Consider the following 15,847-nt stretch of genomic DNA (forward strand, 5'->3'; position numbering starts at 1 on the left):
TCCGGGTCATTCCTTCCCGGCCACACCAGGGATGAGCGCCCGCACGCTGTCCGGCTGGTCCGACAGCAGCACTACATCGACCCGGCGGTTCTGGGCCATGTCCTCGAGGGTTGATCCGGTGTTCGCCGGCTGAGCCGAGCCGAATGCGACAGCGGATATCATCTCTCCGCCAATCCCACCCTGCTCCACCAGACGACGCAATACCTGCGTTGCCCGGCTCGCGGACAGTTCCCAGTCCGAGGCGAACGTCGCGGACTGGCCGTGTTTGTCGGCGTGCCCCTCGACCGATATCTTCTGCCCGCTGGCCACCATCGCCGGAGCAGCAGCATCGAGCACCGCGGTCGCCGCCGCGGTGAGCTCCGCGCTGTCCGGTGCGAAGAACGTTTCGCTACCGACCAGGCCCAGGGTCAGGCCACGGTCGGTGATGTGAAACTCGACCAGCTGGGCCACACCGGCCGCGGTCAGATTGGCGGTCACAGCAGCCTCCAGCTGATCGAGCTTCGCGACCTCCTTTTGTGCCGCTTCGGCGTTCGCTGTGGCCACGGCCGTCGCCTCTGCCGGATCGATTGCCTGGGACGAGTGGGTGACTTCCGTGGGCGATTCGCCCTGGTTATCGATGAGGTCGGCCGGCACGACGACTCCCTCGGCAGTATCCACCTTGCCGGCATCGACGGCCCCGAAGCCGGTGGCGAGGGAGTTGGCCAGTTGCTCGTACTTGTCCTGGTCCACAGTCGACATGGCGAACAGCACGATGAACATGCACATCAAAACCGTGACCATGTCCATGTAGGAGGCCATCCACCGCTCGTCGGGGTGGACGTCCTCCTCTTCGACCATTTTGCGCCGCTTGGCGGGCGCACTCATGCTGCTTCGGGCAGGTCTTTGTCCTTACCCTTTCCCTTACCTTTGCCTTTGGTCTTGCCGGCGGGTGAGGCAGCATCCGCCTGAACGTCCTTGCCCGTGGCGCCGACCTTGGGCAACAGCTCGGCCGGAACCATGGCCCGCAGTCGTTCACCGAGCAGCCGCGGCTGGCTTCCGGCCTGCACGGCCAGGGCGCCTTCCATGACCAGGGTCATGCGGTCGACGTCGAGGTCGGCAAGACGGCGCAGCCTGGAGCCGATCGGCAGCCAGATGAAGTTAGCGGAAAGCAGGCCCCACAGCGTCGCGACGAACGCGGCCGCGATCATCGGGCCGAGGGTAGCGGGCGTGTCGAGGTTTTCGAGGACGTGGGTCAGAGAAACGACCGTGCCAATGATGCCGACAGTCGGGGCATAGCCGCCGAGGCCGGTAAAGAATTTGGCTGCATTTCGGTTGGAGCGTGCCTTGGTTGCGATCTCGTCTTCGAGCAACATGCGCAGTTCGTCACCGTCGGTGCCATCGGCGATGTTCTGCAGGGCTCCCCGCAGAAACGGATCCTTGACGTTGTCGGCTTCCTGGTCGAGGGCGAGCAAGCCGGAACTTCGAGCGGTTTCGGCCAGGCCGACGACCTGGTCGATGACGGACTGCGGCGGCGTGGTCTTTCCGCGGAACGCACCCGGCAGCGCCTTGAAGGCAGAAGTGAAATCCTTTATCGTGCCGCCAGCGAGCCCGACGGCGATGGTGGCGCCGAAGACGAGAATCATAGGAGCCGGCAGCAGAATTGACATGACCGACGAATGCTCGAGAGTGATCATGGCCAGGAGCGCGCCAAAGGCGAGCACCAGGCCTATCAGAGTTGCGGGATCCACTAGAGCTTCCTGGGGCCTCGTGGCAGATCGCCCGCATTCGGATCGTATGCGAGCGCGATCACATGGGCACGGTAGCGGGCGATCTTCTCTATCACGTCGTCCATGGACTCGGTGACGATGAAGTTGGCGCCGTCCACCATGACCAGGGTGGTGTCCGGGTTCGCATGGATGCGTTCGATCAGGTCAGGATTAATCGCAAAGTGGCTGTCGTTCAACCGCGTTAGTACGATCATGATTTCATCCTGTCTCGAACGACTCGAGGGAGGCGTCATGGTGTACTGTCGGCCGCTACGCCGCGCTCGTTAGCTGGCACGGCATCCGCTTCACGACAGAAACGGCTCTGGCCCCGACATGCGGGGCCAGAGCCGTTTGCGAGCGACCGATTACCGCTTGAGGTTGGTCAGCTCCTGGAGCACCTCGTCGGAGGTGGTGATGATGCGGGCGTTGGCCTGGAAGCCGCGCTGGGCGACGATGAGGTTGGTGAATTCCTGCGACAGGTCGACGTTCGACATCTCGAGGGCACCGCTGGTGAGCGAGCCCATGCCGACCGCGCCGGGGGTGCCGAGTTCGGCGGCACCGGAGTTGAACGTGGCACGGTAGGCCGAGGAACCGGCCTTCTCGAGCCCGCCGGGGTTGACGAAGTTGGCGAGGGCGATGCGACCGATGGCCTGCTGCTGGCCGTTGCTGAACAGGCCGACGAGGGTGCCGTCGGCGCCGAGCGTGTAGCTGTTGAGCGTGCCGGCCTCGTTGCCGTCGGTGGTCTTGCCGGCAACCGTGGCGAGGCCGGAGAAGCCCTTGAGCTGGGCCAGGTCCATATCGATGCCGTCAACTTTCAGGGCGCCGGAGGCGGTGAAGTTACCCGTGGGGCCGTCGGCGTCGGTCTCGGCGGTGAGCTGCACGGGGGTAGGCGTCGTGCCGTCCGCCAGCTTGGATTGCCCAACAGTCCAGCCATCGTCATCCGGTGCACCCGTGCGAGTGAAGGTCAGCGAGATCGTGCGAGAGTTGCCGAGGTCGTCGAAGACGTCGACGGTGCGTGTGAGCGTGCTACCGACCGCAGAATCCGACGGCAGGTTGCCGGTGAACGTCGCGGCGGTCGAAGCCTTGGCCGGCACGATGGCACCAACCGGCAGGGTGATGTTGCTGGTCGCCCCGCCGGCGTTGACGACGCCGTTGACGGCGCCCCAGCCCTGCACGATCGCGCCATCGGGCGAGACCAGGCGGCCGGCCGAGTCGAAGTTGAATGAGCCGGCGCGAGTGTAGAGGGTTTCGCCGCCGAGCGAGGTGACGAAGAAGCCGTCGCCGGAGATCATGAGGTCGGTGGTTTTGCCGGTGGACTGTGACGATCCCTGGGCGAAGTTGGTGGAGATTCCAGCGACCTGTACGCCGAGGCCGACCTGGGCGGGGTTGGTACCACCGGTGGTGGCCGTGGCGCCGCCGGCGGCCTGGGTCAGCTGTGACAGGGTGTCCTGAAACTGGGCCGCGGACGCCTTGAACGCTGTCGTGTTGACGTTGGCGATGTTGTTGCCGGTCACGTCGAGCATGGTCTGGTGTGAACGAAGGCCGGAGATGCCGGAGTAGAGAGAACGAAGCATGGAGTGCTGCCTTTCAGAAAAGAACTATGTGGTGAAGCAGGTGGGGTCGAGGACAAGCCGCGGATCAGGCCGCGGTCGTCGCCTCCGCTGAATCTTCGGAGTCGTCAACGGCGGCGGTCGCGTTCGTCACGCCGGAGATGACATCGAGGGCCACCGGTTCCCCGTTGACGGTTACTATGGGCACAGGGCCGGCGAACGAGACGGACGACGCGAGCCCGGTGACTTCATCGCCATCGGCGTTGGTATAGGTGACCGTCTCCCCCACCAATGCGGCAGCCGAGGTGCGCATCTGCAGGGAGAAGCCCTCCTGGCTCGCGGTGGCCATTTCGGTGAGCTTCTCCATCATGGCGAGCTGGGTGGTCTGGGCGATCATCTCGTTGGTATCCATCGGTGAGCTGGGATCCTGGTTTTGCAACTGGGTCACCAGCAGCGACATGAACACCTCCGAGTCCATGGACTGCTTGGGGGTGCGCGTCGTGGACGTGGTCGTGGTCGTGTACATTCCGGTCGGAGCAGCGGCATTGGCTGCCAGGGCGTCGATTGTCACGGTTATTCTCCTTCTAGGCCAGTACGTCGATGGTGTGGGTGGACCCGAATCGCGATATTCGGTTCTCCAGTGGAGTGTCCGGTGCTCGCTCGGCGGGACTTCGAGCGTTGGGATTGCGCCCGTCGGCCTCCGAGCGGGGCTGGCGGGTGGCGCCGGGATCGCCGGCCTGGCTGTCGCTCGACAGGTCGAGCTGGGTGCTCAGCCCGGAACCGGCGAGGTCCCGGCGCAGGTCAGGCAAAATCACGCGCAGCGCATCACGGGCCAGATCGGTCGGTGCAAAGAGTTCCACCCGAATGCCCTCCCCCGTCACGTGTGCACGCACCGTGACCGGCCCGAGATTATCGGGCGTCACGCTGATGGTGAGCACGTGCTCACCCGGCGCAGCATTGGTCAGCGAGAACAGCGGCTTCATGATCTGCGCGGTGAGCGGCACGGCGGCAGCCGGCGCGGGCGCGGCGACCGTCGTGGCTGTGCTGGTCGCCAGCGCGGTTGGTGCAACGCTGGGCACAGCGGATGCCGTCGGTGCTGCCGGCGAGACCGCCTCGGTGCTCGTGGCCTTCAGCCGAACCGAGTCGGGCAGCACCGAGCGCGCGGACGCGTCGGGGCCCGGTGCGAGGTTCGGCGTCGCGGCGGTTTGGGCCGCGAGGCTTTGGCCTGCGCCGGCCTGCCCGGCGGGGTTCAGTGCTGCGCCGGCCGGGGTCGGCGGTGCGGCCGGTACGAGTGCACTCGCGGGCGCTTCGTTTGTCGCGGCGGCCTGGGCGGGCAGCGCCGCGGCATCCGCTTCGGTGGACGTCGACATTGCGCTGACAGTGGAAGCACCCGTGTCAGTGGTGCGCCCCTGGGCGGCCCGCACTCCAGTCCCGGGAACAGCTGCCGTGAGCACCGCTGCGACCGTGGTGGCTGGCGGCACTGCGGCGACGTCTATTGCCGCGTTCGGTGCGGTGTTCGGTACTGCCGCCAAGGCATCCGTGACGGGGCTTGTCGCCGTCCCCGAGCCGCCTGCAGTGGCCAGCGCAGCGGGCTCCGCGGTCAGGTCGATCGCGGTGCTCACCACAGCGTTAACCGATGTGCCGTCAGCCGCGATGGCGGCGACCGCGGTGCTGTCAGCTGTAGTGGTCTCGGTCGCCGTGACGTCGGCTGCGGTCGCCGCCGGCGCTGCAGCGTGCGCGGCGGCCCAGGTCGGAGCTGACGGAAACGCCACCGGGGTCGCGGCATCCGCTGCTGGCGAATCAGTCGCCGCCGCGAACGAACCGGCCGAGGCGGCCTCGGCAGCGGAATCCTGCACGGGGTCCTTCTTCTGATCCTTGGCTGCGGCCGCAGCCGACGAGGCCGCACCGCGATCGGCAACTGTGTTCTCCAGAATCGACCCGAACGCGTCGGCGCCCGATGATGCCGAATTGGTGTCGCGCTGGGCCGGCGCAGCGGCCGGAGCGGCAGCCGGCCGAAATTGGCCGAGGGTGAGGGTCATAGTGTGCTTCCCGTGACGGTTGAATTCTGCTGGGCGAAAGCGGCGAAGGCGGCGCTGAGCATGTTGGCGGAACCGGTGCCGGCGGCCTGGGTGGTGGTGGGGATGATGCGGCGAATGGTGGTGATATCGGCATCCGTCATGTAGGCCTCGCGCAGGCACACGGTGCGGCCTGGATACGGGGCGTGGATGACCTTGTTGTCGCCGGCGTAGATGAGAATGTGGTCGCCGCCACCGGTGACGATGAGGTCGCCCGGCTGGGCTTCAGCGAGGGAGGCAACTTCGGTGCCCATCTTCATCTGACCGGAGACGAGGCGTGGCAGTTCTATTCCGATATCGGCATATACGGTTTGAACGAGGCCGGAGCAGTCCATTCCGCTCGAATCTTCTCCGCCGAAGACGTAGGGCACGCCGAGATACTTCTCAGCGGACGCCACGACGTCGGTGCCGGTCACGCCGTTAGCCGATCCGGTTGCACTGGTTTCACTGGTTCCGAGCGCCGCGTGGAGGGTCGCCGCGAAACTATCAGCCGAAGCGGATGCCGCGGCGGTCGTCGCTGCGGAAGTGGTCGTGACCCGTTCGGTCGACACGCTGGAGAGCTGCTGCAGGGTCGCCTGAATCTGGCTGATTCTGCCCATGGCCGCGATCATCGTCATGGTGTCTCCCCCTCGTTCAAACTTGCCGTGCGGTTGCGGTGCCAGCGGGCGCCGGCGATTTCGTCGAGCACGGTCTGCTCGGCGTGCAGGTCTTCGGCCAGCACCGCGGCCGCGTGCCGGTCATGCAGTTTCTCAAGCGCGACCGACTCGGCCCTGGCGGCGTTGTAGTTGGACTGGGCGGAATCGAGGGTCTCCTGGTGGTTACGCCCCATGGCGTCCAGCTCGGCGAGCATGCTGCGCGACGACGACCGGGCCGCGGCCATGGCGTTGAGCGCGGCGATGGTCTGCGGGGTGTTCCCGAGAGCGCCGAGGGCCGAGCGGGCACGACCCCGACGGGCCTGGAGCGCGGCCACGCGGGCATTCGCCTCGGAGAGGTCGAGAGCAGCCTGATCCTGCTGCAACTTGCGCAAACGCAGCAGCCCGGCCAGCGGAAAGAGGCGGCTCATGCGACAGCCCCGAACGCGCGGGTCAGCCGGGTCAGCTGGGACCAGGCCTGCTCGCTGGGAGTCTGGTCGTCCATCCGCTGTTGCAGAAAAGCGTTGATGGCCGGGCCGTTCTCAACGGCCGCATCAACCAGCGGGTTCGTGCCGGGCCGGTACGCGCCGACATCGAGCAGATCCTGCGCGCCCTGCCGGGCCGCCATGACCTTGCGCAGCGTCGTCGCGATCTGGTTGCGCTCGGGGCTGTTCACCCGGGACGCAACGCGCGAAATGGAGGCCAGCACGTCGACCGAGGGAAAATGGCCGGTGATAGCGAGCTTGCGATCGAGAACGACGTGGCCGTCGAGGATGGAGCGCGCAGCGTCGGCGATGGGTTCATTGTGGTCGTCGCCGTCGACAAGCACCGTGTAAATTCCGGTGATCGAGCCTGTCTCACCGGTACCGGCACGTTCCAGCAGCCGGGCCAGCACCGAGAAGGTCGACGGCGGGTAGCCGCGAGTGGCCGGCGGTTCGCCGACCGAGAGCCCGATTTCACGCTGGGCCATGGCCACGCGGGTGAGCGAGTCCATCATGAGCATGACGTCGGCACCCTGGTCGCGAAACGATTCGGCGATGCGGGTGGCGGTGAACGCGGCGCGCAGTCGCATCATCGCGGGTTCGTCGGAGGTCGACACGACGACGATGGAGCGGGCCAGACCTTCCGGGCCGAGGTCGTCTTCGAGAAACTCGCGAACCTCACGCCCGCGCTCCCCCACCAGTGCGATGACCGAGACCTGGGCATCCGTTCCGCGGGCGATCATGGACAGCAGGGACGATTTTCCAACACCGGAGCCGGCAAACAGGCCCATACGTTGGCCGCGGCCCACCGTCGTGAGCGTGTCCAGCACCCGCACGCCGAGGTGCAGCGGGGTCGTGATGCGCGCCCGGTGCATGGCCGAGGGGCTGTCATGTTCCAGGGAGACGAAACCGCCTGAATCGAGCGGGCCCTTGCCGTCAATGGGATGCCCCAGGCCGTCGATGACGCGCCCGAACAGGCCGCGGCCGGTGGGCACGAGCAGCGGCGAGCCGGCCGATCGCACGCGGGCGCCGGCCTGCAAACCGGTGATGCGTCCAAGTGGCATACATCGGATTCCGGTCGCGGTGGTGGCGACGACTTCAGCGTCGATGCCAGCCTGGCCCGGTCGGGCGCCGAGCGTGACAATGTCTCCAATCGCCGAGCGCAGGCCTCGCACCTCGACGCCAAGACCAACAATGGACGACACGACACCGACCCGCTCCGGGCGACCCGCTTCGAGTGCCTGAACGAGCTGGGTGGCGCGTGGGCGCCAGGTCGTGATCATGCTTCGACCTCGGCGAGGGCGGCCTTTGCGCGAGCAAAGGCCGTGCTGATCCGCGCATCGAGAAAACCATCGCTGAACTCGGTGATGGCGTCACCGCGCTTGAGCCGGGAATCCCCAACAAAACGGATGCTTTCCAGCGCGCGTGTCTGCGCCCCCAAGACCACGAGGTCCTCCGGATGCATGCGAATGCTGTGCACCTCGCTTCGGTCGAGTTGGTCTGGCTGGTGCAGGGCGCGTTCCAGAGCGCGGCGGGCCGACGGTTCGGTATGGCTGAGTTCACAACCGAGAATAGCCTCGGCCAGTTGCAGGGACGTGTTGACGAGCGTGGCTTCCGCCTGCTGAATGAGCGGAATGCTTCGTTCATCGAGGGCGCGGGCGGCGGCAGCGAGTAACCGCACGGCGTGATCGACCTGTGTTGCAGCGTATCGTTCGTTCTCGGCGTGCTCGGCGTTGATCTCGTCGGCGCGCCGGGCGACGTCTGCGGCCGCCAGCCGCAACCCCTCGGTGTAGCCGGCGGCGTGGCCCTCGGCGCGCGACTGCTCGTCGACGCGGTCCTGTTCCTCGTCGCGCAGGCGCGGAAAGGCCATCCGGCCGAACCCGGTATCAGTTGACATATTCGTCCTCGGCACCGCGTTGCACCGTGATGCTGCCCTGCGCTTCCATGTCGCGAATAGCGCGCACGATTTCGGCACGGGCGTCTTCGACCTGACGCATCCGCACCGGTCCGAGGCTCTTGGTTTCATCGTCGAGTACGTCGCGGTTGCGCTCGGAGAGGTTGGCGCGAATGACCTCGGCGACGGCATCGGACGTGCCCTTCATGGCCATGGCCAGCACGGTCGTGTCGATGCCGCGCAGTACCTGCTGCACGTCCCGGCTCTCCAGCTTGACGATGTCGGCAAAGGTGAGCATGCGCGATCGAATCTCTTCGGCCAGAGCCGGGTCGCGTTCCTCGAGGCCTTCCAGAAGTGCACGCTCGGTGGCGGCATCCGCTCGGTTGATGATGTCAACCAACGGCTGAATTCCGCCGACCACTTCGATGCTCTCGCGCGCCACAATTTTACCGGTGCGCAGTTTGAGCGTGTCTGTCACAACCCGAATGGCTTCGGGCGTCGCGCTCGACATGGTCGCGATGCACTGGGCGACGTCGGTGCGGAGGCCCGGTTCCATACCGGCCAAAATAGAGGATGCCTGGTCGCGTCGCAGGTGCGCCAGAACCAGTGCGATGGTCTGGGGCATCTCGCCGTCGAGCAGGTTGAGCACATCGCCGGGCTCGGAAGGATCCAGAAACTCAAAGGCCTTGCCGGCCATGGAGGTGGCCACTCGGTTCATGACACCGGCCGCGCGTTCGGCACCAAAGGAGGCTTCGAGAAGGCCGACGGCGAATTCATGCCCGCCGCGGGAGAGCCGGCGACCCTTCAGGGTGATTTCATGAAATTCGTTGAGAGTGGACTCGGCGACGGCCGGGTCTACGTTGCGTAGCTGCACGATTTCGCCGGCGATGACCTCGGCTTCGATGTCGCTGAACTGCTTCATGACCTCGGTTGCGCGTTGGCGATCCATGTTCATGAGTACGACGGCAACTTTTTGGGTGCCGGTCAGTGCTGCGCCTGGTTCGTTCATGCGCGTTGCCGGTCATCCATGAGGCCACGCAGGAACTCGGCCGTGCTCCGCGGGTCGGATTGCGCCAGGGAGTCGATCTCGGCGCGGCGCACGTCGGTGTCGGTCGGTACGAATTTGACGGTCGGGATGATCTTGGTGGGGGTGTCGGTCGGATTGTCGAGGAACAAGGAACCGGCCGATGCCGTCACGGAGAGCGGCACGGTGGCCTCTCCGAGCGCGCTCTGCATGGTGGTGAGATCGCCAATCTCCACCGATTCCCGGCTCTGGCGACGTGACCGGCGTGCGTACAGAATGAGGCTGACGACGAGGGTGATGACGATTCCGGCGGTGATCACCGACACCCGCAGAATCTCGGCGAGCTGTGCGGCGGCCGCGGCATCCGCTGCTGCCTTGAGCGCTGCAGCTGCTTCGGCGGCGCCCGTGGTGTCGAAGGCCATGACTTCGACGGTCACTGCGTCCCCACGTACGGCGTCGATTCCCGCGGCCGAGGTGACGAGCGAGGTGATGTCGGCCACATTGAGCTTGGCGGCGGCGGCGGCATCGACGGCCACGGAAACCGTCTGCCGGGTGATCGCTCCGGCCGGAATGGTGCGGTTCTCGGTGACCTTGTTGACGGCGTTGTTGCGGGTCGTCGACTCGCTTGAGAAGGTGCCGTCGGTGGCGCCATCGGCCACGGCGGCCGTGTCGGATCCGAGCACGCCGGCGGCGCTGCCTCCGGTCCCCGAGTAGGTCTCGGTGTCGACGGATTCGTTGAGGGCCGGCGCTTCGGTCGGGGTGGTGAAGGTCTCTTCGACCCGTTCGGCCGACTCGTAGCTCATGTCGGCGGAGACGGCGACGGTGGCGTTGCCGGCACCGACAACCTTGTCAAGCATCGCCTGCACGGCGGAGCGCACTCGGGTCTCATAGTCGGAGGCCTGCTGGTCTGCTCCGCCGGTGGCGCCGACGCCGACGGCGGAGAGCACGGTTCCAGTCGAGTCGACGACGGCAACGTCGGCGGCGGTCATGCCGTCGATCGAGGCGCTGGTCAGGTGCACGATCGCCTGTACCTGGTCGTTGGAGAGGGTTACGCCGTTCTGGGTTTCCACGAAAACGGATGCCGTCGGGTCGTTTTTCTCCGAGACGAAAACGCTGTCTTTGGGGATCGCGAGCTGAACCGAGGCCATCTTGACGCCATCGAGTGCGCCGATGGTCTTCGCGAGTTCGCCCTCGAGCGCTCGCTTGTAGGTGACCGACTGCTGGAACTCGCTTGAGGTGACGCCCATGGTGTCCAGCAGGGAGTAGCCCCCGGTGCTCGAGGTGGGCAGGCCGGCCGAGGCCGACTTGATGCGTTCGTCGTAGACGCTGGCTTCTGGTACCAGGATGGTGGCGCCGCCGTCGGCGAGTTCATAATCGACGCCGTCGGTGCGCAGCTGTTCGACGATGCTGTTGGCGTCTTCGCCGCTGAGGCCGGAGAACAGCGGGGTGTAGGACGGTTTGGTGACCCACATGCTGAGCGCGGCGATGCCGAGCACGAGCACCGCGACGCCGATGATGGCGACCGTGCGCTGGGCAATGGTGAACTCGCGGATCGCGTTTCCGAAACGCTTGAAGGCGCTGGTGACTTGCTGGGGCATCAGGCTTGCATCCTCATGATCTCGTTGAAGGCATCGACGCCCTTGTTACGCACTGCGGCGACGAGTTCCATGGTCACCTGAGCGCGGGTGGCCGCGATGGTGGCGGTGTGAATGTCACCCAGATCACCCGTGACGGCCTGAATGGCAAGAGTATTGGACGTGCCCTGCAGCTGCTGCAGGTTGTCGACAGCGCCGGAGAGGGCGGTGCCGAAACCCGAGCCGTCGGTGCGCTGGGTGGCTGACGTTGCCGAGCTGCCCATGACCCCGGAGAGGGCGGTGGTTGCGTTGATAGCGCCAAGTGGCATCAGCCACGTCCGATCTGTAGTGCGGCTTCGTAGGCGGTCTTAGCCCGGTCGACGACGGCGGCGTTGGCCTGGTAGCCACGCTGGGCCATGATGAGGTTGGCCATCTGCTCGGCCATGTCGATATCGGGGTAACGCACGTATCCGTCGGCGTCGGCGAGCGGATGCTCCGGCTCGTACACCAGGGTTCCCTCGGCACCGCCGAAGGCGGCCGTGGCGCTGGCGCCCACGTTGCCGGGGCCTTCCTGCGCCAGGATGTATCGCTCCTGAAAGGCAGCATCCGTTGTGGCGGTCACGGTGTTGGCGTTGGCGAGGTTGTCGGCGATGGCGTCGAGCCATTTGCGGTGCAGCGTCATGCCGCTGCCGGCGATGCCGATTGCGTCGACCATCAGGCGGTCTTCATCGCGGCGCGAATCGACGAGACCGGGCCTTCGACGGCCTTCGCAGCGAACTGGTAACGCAGCAGGGCGTCGATGTTGGCGAGGGTCTCGGTGTCCAGGTTCACGTTGTTGCCGTTGAGCAGCGTCGGGTCGAGCGAACGCTCCGTCGTTGCGGCCGAAACACCGTTGCCGTCAGCGACCGATTTGGCCAATGCGCTCTCGAACGAGACAACCTTGGCGTGGTAATCGGGGGTGTTGATGTTGGCGATGTTGTTGGCGATGGTGCGCTGGCGCAGCGCGAGGCCGTCCAGGGCGCTCGTGAGGGCCAGGGAGGTCACGGAATCAAGCATGATTACCCGCTTCGTCGACAAAATGACAAGACGGCCAATCCGTGGCCCGGTGGTGAGCAATCCGTGCTCACTCCTTGCTATCGGTCGCCCCGACAGATGGGTAAGGAGTTCGTAAGAACATTCCCCAAGTTTGTTGCGCTACGGCGTGTCGCCGGTGTTTCACTACCCTCGAACGGGGGTCAGCCGGCCACATCCAGATAAACGGATGCCCGCGCGTCGCGCTCCGGAGGCACCGAACGTATCGCTGCGATGTGCTTCTGGGTGAGGGCGCGAGCCTGTTCGAGTTCTCGAATGAGCTTCTGCTGGTTGTGTAGCAGGTCCTGCACTCGTGCCGCGAGTTCCGGCGGAATGCTTCCGAGCTCCGTCGGCACGCTCCACTCCCCCGCGGACCCTCTACCATCGCTGGTCGAGCCGTCTTCGTCGTTGGTCGAGCTTGTCGAGACCGACATAGAACCAACGCGACCGGCCTCATCACCCGACCCACCAACCTGCATCGACCGTGCCGCCGCATCGAGCCTATTCTCGAGGTCATCGAGCGCGGCTTCCCAAGCGGCCAGGTTAGCCAATACCCAGCTCACCGCTCAGGCGTGCGACCGGTGCCGGCTGGGCCGGCAGCAGCTCAGCAGCCTCGTGCCAAGTGAGCCGCAGCGGTTCGAGCAGCGAGATGCACTCGCGGGTGCGGGCCGAGTCGCGGTGCGTATTCGCACTGACCATGGCGGTCGACACATAGGTATAGAGCGAGAACAACCCCTCGCCGCCGTCCCAGGCGTCGACGTTGAGCGAGGTGCTCAGCTCCGACACGATCGCCTGGGCGTGAATCAGATTGTCCGACGCGATCTGCCAGTCCTGCCGTTGCTGGGCCGCTTCGGTGCGGTTGAGGTCGAGCAGCAGGCGGTCGTAGAGCATGGTCAGCAGGCGAACCGGGGTGGCCGAGAGAACCGCGTCGCGGTTGTAGCGCGAACGCTGGGCGTTGGTTCCCATTGTCATAGTCATCATTTTCCGTTCGCGCTGTTGAGACCGTCAACCTGGGCGGTGAGCCAGGCGGATTGGGCGTTCATGTTGCTGAGCTGCACCTCGAGCGAGGCGTAGGTGCGTTCCAGGGTCGACCGCCGCGACGTGAGGCGCAGATCCCAGTTGTCGATCTGGGTGCCGAGGCTCTTGACCAGACTCTCCTGGCCGGTGATCTTGCCGGTGATCATGCCGTCGTACTTGTCGGACGCGCTTGTGGCTGCGGCGGCGACGCGGGACGAGATCTCGGCCAGCACCTTCTCGACGTGCTCCGGGTCGTCTTTCATGGCGGCGGCGAACTTGTCGGCGTCGAATTCCATCGTGCCGTTCTTGGTGATGCTGATGCCGATTTCGCTCGGCGAGCGGCCGTCGACCGGGTACGACGCCGCGTCAAGAATGAGCTGCTTGACGTCGCGTACCGTGCTGTCGCCGCTGAATACACCGGCCGATACCACGGCGTTGCCGCTCGTGTCGGTGCTGTTGACCACGGCCGACTTGGTTGAAATCAGCGCGAACACCGTGTTCAACGAGCCGACCAGATTCTTGGCGAGGTCACTGACCGCGGCATTGTCGCGGGCGACCGTGATCGTTACCGGATCGGTGGAGACCTTGGACACCGTCACAGCCACGCCGGGCAGCAGGTCCGCGAAGGTGTTCGTTGACGAGGTAATGCTCTGCGCGGCGGCGGTTCCAGCCCACAGCGTCACCTGAGCGTCCTGCGCGGCGGTGATAACTGCGGCGCCGGTGGCCTCGAGCACGTTGGCGGCGGTCCCGGCCGTGACGTCACCGCTCGTGCCCTGGTACAGCTCGAAGTTTCCGGTGAGGCCGGTGTCATCAGCGACCAACTGCAGGCGATACTGCTGGTCGCCGGCGGCGTTGGTGCCCGAGGCCACTTTGGTGGCCGTAATACCGGCGCTCGAGGCGTTGATGGCAGTCGCGACGTCGTCGAGCGAGTTCGAGTCGGCTTCAATGTCCAGGGCCGCACCGTCGCTACCCACGACGGTGAACGAGGTGCCGCTGAATTCCGTCATGGCCGCGGTGACGCCGGACTTTGCCTGGGCGAGCGCGCCGACGACAACGTCGAGGGAACCCGTGCTGGCGCCGGTGGAGACCGTGGTGGTGATGCTCGAGTTGCTGCTTGTGGCCGAGTAGAGGTTGAGCGCATTGGCGACGGTGTTCTTGGTCGCGAGCGTGGCGAGGCTGGCGATGGAGGCGTTCAGCCCCTGCAGCGCCGTGACGAACGTATTGGAGGTGGTGACCTTGGCCTTGAGCAGCGTTTGCGGCCCGGCCTCGAGTTCCATGAGGGAGTTGATCAGCGCGGTGGTGTCCAGACCGCTGATGAGCCCATCGACAGCGAGTGACATGGGTTTCCCTTTCTGGTGGACGAATCTGGGGTGGTGCTTGGGTAGCAGATGCGGGTTTCGTCCCGCATCTGCCACCGTTCAGATCAATGTGCAATCTGGGTTGTGCTGGTGTTACTGGAGCAGCTGCAGAACGCCCGAGTTGCTCTGGTTGGCCTGCGCGAGCATGGCCGTACCAGCCTGCGACAGAATGTTCGCACGCGTGTACTTGACCATCTCTTCAGCCATGTCGGTGTCGCGAATACGCGAACCGGCAGCGGTGAGGTTCTCCTTGGAGACGGCCAGGTTCTTGATGACGCTCTCGAACCGGTTCTGGTCAGCACCCAGCGAGGCGCGAGCCGTGGAGATCGAGGAGATCTGCTTGTCGAGCATTGAGATCGACGCAGCTGCGCCCTCGGCGCTGTCGAAGTCAAGTCCACCGCGTGTACTGTCGGTTGCGTCGGCCATGCCCGTGTTCGCTGTCGCTACCAGCGCCCCGGAGGTTATGACACCCGCTGTCACATCTTCGCCGGTGAGCGACTTAACGTTTACGGCTCCTTTTTCATCTACGGAGGCGATCAATTTGTCGCTGAAGTTGGCGTCGCCGTTGAGGGCAGCCGCCACGTCAGCCGACGAGGATGAGGTCGTCAATCCGCTCAATGAAGCTGTATCTACCTGAGTGAGTGCCGGTGTAGCGGATGTTCCAGTATCGAATACGAAGCTTTGAACGCCCGAAACTGCGACGGTAGCGCTCAGGTCGTAGGACGCTCCCACGTTGGTCGAGGAAAGACCAGCGGTTACGTCGGAAACGTTGGCCTTCGACAGGTCCACGACGATCTGGCTGCTGGCGTCGCCGTTTGCGCCGACCTGGAAACTCAGGTTCTCGGAACCATCGAGCAGGTTGGTGCCGTTGAAGTTCGTGGACTCGCTGATGCGGGTCAGTTCCTTCGTCAGCGCCGTGACCTCGGTCTTGATCGCGCCACGCGACTCGGTGTTGTTCGAGTCGTTACCGGCCTGAACGGCGAGGTCGCGAACACGCTGCAGAATCGACTGCACCTCGTTCAACGAACCTTCAGCAGTCTGGATAACACTGACCGCGTCCTGAGCGTTACGGGCAGCAACCGTGAGGCCACCAACCTGCGACTTCAGACCCTCAGAGATTGCCAGGCCGGCCGCGTCATCCGCTGCCCGGTTGATCCGAAGACCACTCGAGAGCTTCTCGAGCGACTTCGACAGGTCGTTCTGCGTGGTGGCCAGGTTGCGGTACGCGTTGTTGGCCGCGACGTTGGTGTTTACTTGCATGCCCATGATGGATCCTCCGTGACTGGGACTGAATTCTCCGGCCCATCCATGGGCCAGCACTTATACCTATCGACAGCAACCGCTCCCGGGTTAGAAACTCGCAGCGATCGCGGGTTAAAAGGAGGCGGCATCCGCTCGTAGTGATTACGAGCGGATGCCGCCGAT

The 15,847-nt window shown here is 65.3% G+C and carries 19 protein-coding genes; all 19 read right to left on the reverse strand.

Annotated elements, in window-relative coordinates; translation table 11 throughout:
• Window positions 1-6 precede the first annotated feature (6 nt).
• Entirely contained in the window at window positions 7-864 is an 858-nt protein-coding gene (locus QMF22_RS11580; protein WP_283453688.1) for an OmpA/MotB family protein, read from the reverse strand.
• Window positions 861-1,727, reverse strand: a complete 867-nt coding sequence (locus tag QMF22_RS11585; RefSeq protein ID WP_283453689.1) for a motility protein A — start codon at window positions 1,725-1,727, stop codon at window positions 861-863. Before QMF22_RS11585 ends, QMF22_RS11580 begins: the two co-directional genes overlap by 4 nt.
• Entirely contained in the window at window positions 1,727-1,960 is a 234-nt protein-coding gene (locus QMF22_RS11590; protein ID WP_283453691.1) for a flagellar FlbD family protein, read from the reverse strand. Before QMF22_RS11590 ends, QMF22_RS11585 begins: the two co-directional genes overlap by 1 nt.
• Before the next feature lie 150 nt (window positions 1,961-2,110).
• The gene (locus QMF22_RS11595; protein ID WP_283453692.1) at window positions 2,111-3,319 is read right to left on the reverse strand and encodes a flagellar hook protein FlgE; all 1,209 of its coding nucleotides are present in this window, start codon (window positions 3,317-3,319) and stop codon (window positions 2,111-2,113) included.
• A 64-nt stretch (window positions 3,320-3,383) separates the two neighbouring features.
• A complete protein-coding gene (locus QMF22_RS11600) occupies window positions 3,384-3,866 on the reverse strand; it encodes a flagellar hook capping FlgD N-terminal domain-containing protein (RefSeq protein WP_283453694.1) in 483 nt (160 codons plus the stop codon).
• A 13-nt stretch (window positions 3,867-3,879) separates the two neighbouring features.
• A complete protein-coding gene (locus tag QMF22_RS11605) occupies window positions 3,880-5,334 on the reverse strand; it encodes a flagellar hook-length control protein FliK (RefSeq protein WP_283453696.1) in 1,455 nt (484 codons plus the stop codon).
• Window positions 5,331-5,987: a C40 family peptidase gene (locus tag QMF22_RS11610; RefSeq protein ID WP_283453698.1), complete on the reverse strand. Its 657-nt coding sequence runs from the start codon at window positions 5,985-5,987 to the stop codon at window positions 5,331-5,333. The genes QMF22_RS11605 and QMF22_RS11610 overlap by 4 nt, the downstream gene beginning before the upstream one ends.
• Window positions 5,984-6,433, reverse strand: a complete 450-nt coding sequence (locus tag QMF22_RS11615; RefSeq protein ID WP_283453700.1) for a flagellar export protein FliJ — start codon at window positions 6,431-6,433, stop codon at window positions 5,984-5,986. Before QMF22_RS11615 ends, QMF22_RS11610 begins: the two co-directional genes overlap by 4 nt.
• Window positions 6,430-7,767, reverse strand: a complete 1,338-nt coding sequence (locus tag QMF22_RS11620) for a FliI/YscN family ATPase (protein WP_283453702.1) — start codon at window positions 7,765-7,767, stop codon at window positions 6,430-6,432. The genes QMF22_RS11615 and QMF22_RS11620 overlap by 4 nt, the downstream gene beginning before the upstream one ends.
• Window positions 7,764-8,381 (reverse strand): FliH/SctL family protein, encoded by a 618-nt coding sequence (locus tag QMF22_RS11625; RefSeq protein ID WP_283453704.1) that lies wholly within the window; start codon window positions 8,379-8,381, stop codon window positions 7,764-7,766. The genes QMF22_RS11620 and QMF22_RS11625 overlap by 4 nt, the downstream gene beginning before the upstream one ends.
• Window positions 8,371-9,387: a flagellar motor switch protein FliG gene (gene fliG / locus QMF22_RS11630; protein WP_283453707.1), complete on the reverse strand. Its 1,017-nt coding sequence runs from the start codon at window positions 9,385-9,387 to the stop codon at window positions 8,371-8,373. The genes QMF22_RS11625 and fliG overlap by 11 nt, the downstream gene beginning before the upstream one ends.
• Entirely contained in the window at window positions 9,384-11,000 is a 1,617-nt protein-coding gene (gene fliF, locus QMF22_RS11635) for a flagellar basal-body MS-ring/collar protein FliF (RefSeq protein ID WP_283453709.1), read from the reverse strand. Before fliF ends, fliG begins: the two co-directional genes overlap by 4 nt.
• A complete protein-coding gene (gene fliE, locus QMF22_RS11640) occupies window positions 11,000-11,305 on the reverse strand; it encodes a flagellar hook-basal body complex protein FliE (RefSeq protein WP_283453711.1) in 306 nt (101 codons plus the stop codon). The genes fliF and fliE overlap by 1 nt, the downstream gene beginning before the upstream one ends.
• Complete coding sequence (locus QMF22_RS11645; protein WP_283454090.1) at window positions 11,305-11,694, reverse strand: flagellar basal body rod protein FlgC; 390 nt, start codon at window positions 11,692-11,694, stop codon at window positions 11,305-11,307. The genes fliE and QMF22_RS11645 overlap by 1 nt, the downstream gene beginning before the upstream one ends.
• Window positions 11,691-12,032 carry a flagellar basal body rod protein FlgB gene (locus QMF22_RS11650; RefSeq protein ID WP_283453713.1) on the reverse strand — a complete coding sequence of 114 codons (342 nt, stop codon included), beginning with the start codon at window positions 12,030-12,032 and terminating at the stop codon, window positions 11,691-11,693. Before QMF22_RS11650 ends, QMF22_RS11645 begins: the two co-directional genes overlap by 4 nt.
• Before the next feature lie 179 nt (window positions 12,033-12,211).
• Window positions 12,212-12,610, reverse strand: a complete 399-nt coding sequence (locus tag QMF22_RS11655) for a hypothetical protein (RefSeq protein WP_283453715.1) — start codon at window positions 12,608-12,610, stop codon at window positions 12,212-12,214.
• Window positions 12,591-13,019 carry a flagellar export chaperone FliS gene (locus QMF22_RS11660; RefSeq protein WP_283453717.1) on the reverse strand — a complete coding sequence of 143 codons (429 nt, stop codon included), beginning with the start codon at window positions 13,017-13,019 and terminating at the stop codon, window positions 12,591-12,593. The genes QMF22_RS11655 and QMF22_RS11660 overlap by 20 nt, the downstream gene beginning before the upstream one ends.
• Window positions 13,020-13,024: 5 nt before the next feature.
• Window positions 13,025-14,404, reverse strand: coding sequence for a flagellar filament capping protein FliD (gene fliD, locus QMF22_RS11665; protein WP_283453719.1), 1,380 nt, complete (start codon window positions 14,402-14,404; stop codon window positions 13,025-13,027).
• Between the two features lie 111 nt (window positions 14,405-14,515).
• On the reverse strand, window positions 14,516-15,688 hold the full coding sequence (locus tag QMF22_RS11670) for a flagellin N-terminal helical domain-containing protein (RefSeq protein ID WP_283453721.1): 1,173 nt from the start codon (window positions 15,686-15,688) through the stop codon (window positions 14,516-14,518).
• Window positions 15,689-15,847 lie beyond the last annotated feature (159 nt).

It is taken from the genome of Cryobacterium sp. PH31-L1 (assembly GCF_030063145.1).
GTDB lineage: Bacteria > Actinomycetota > Actinomycetes > Actinomycetales > Microbacteriaceae > Cryobacterium.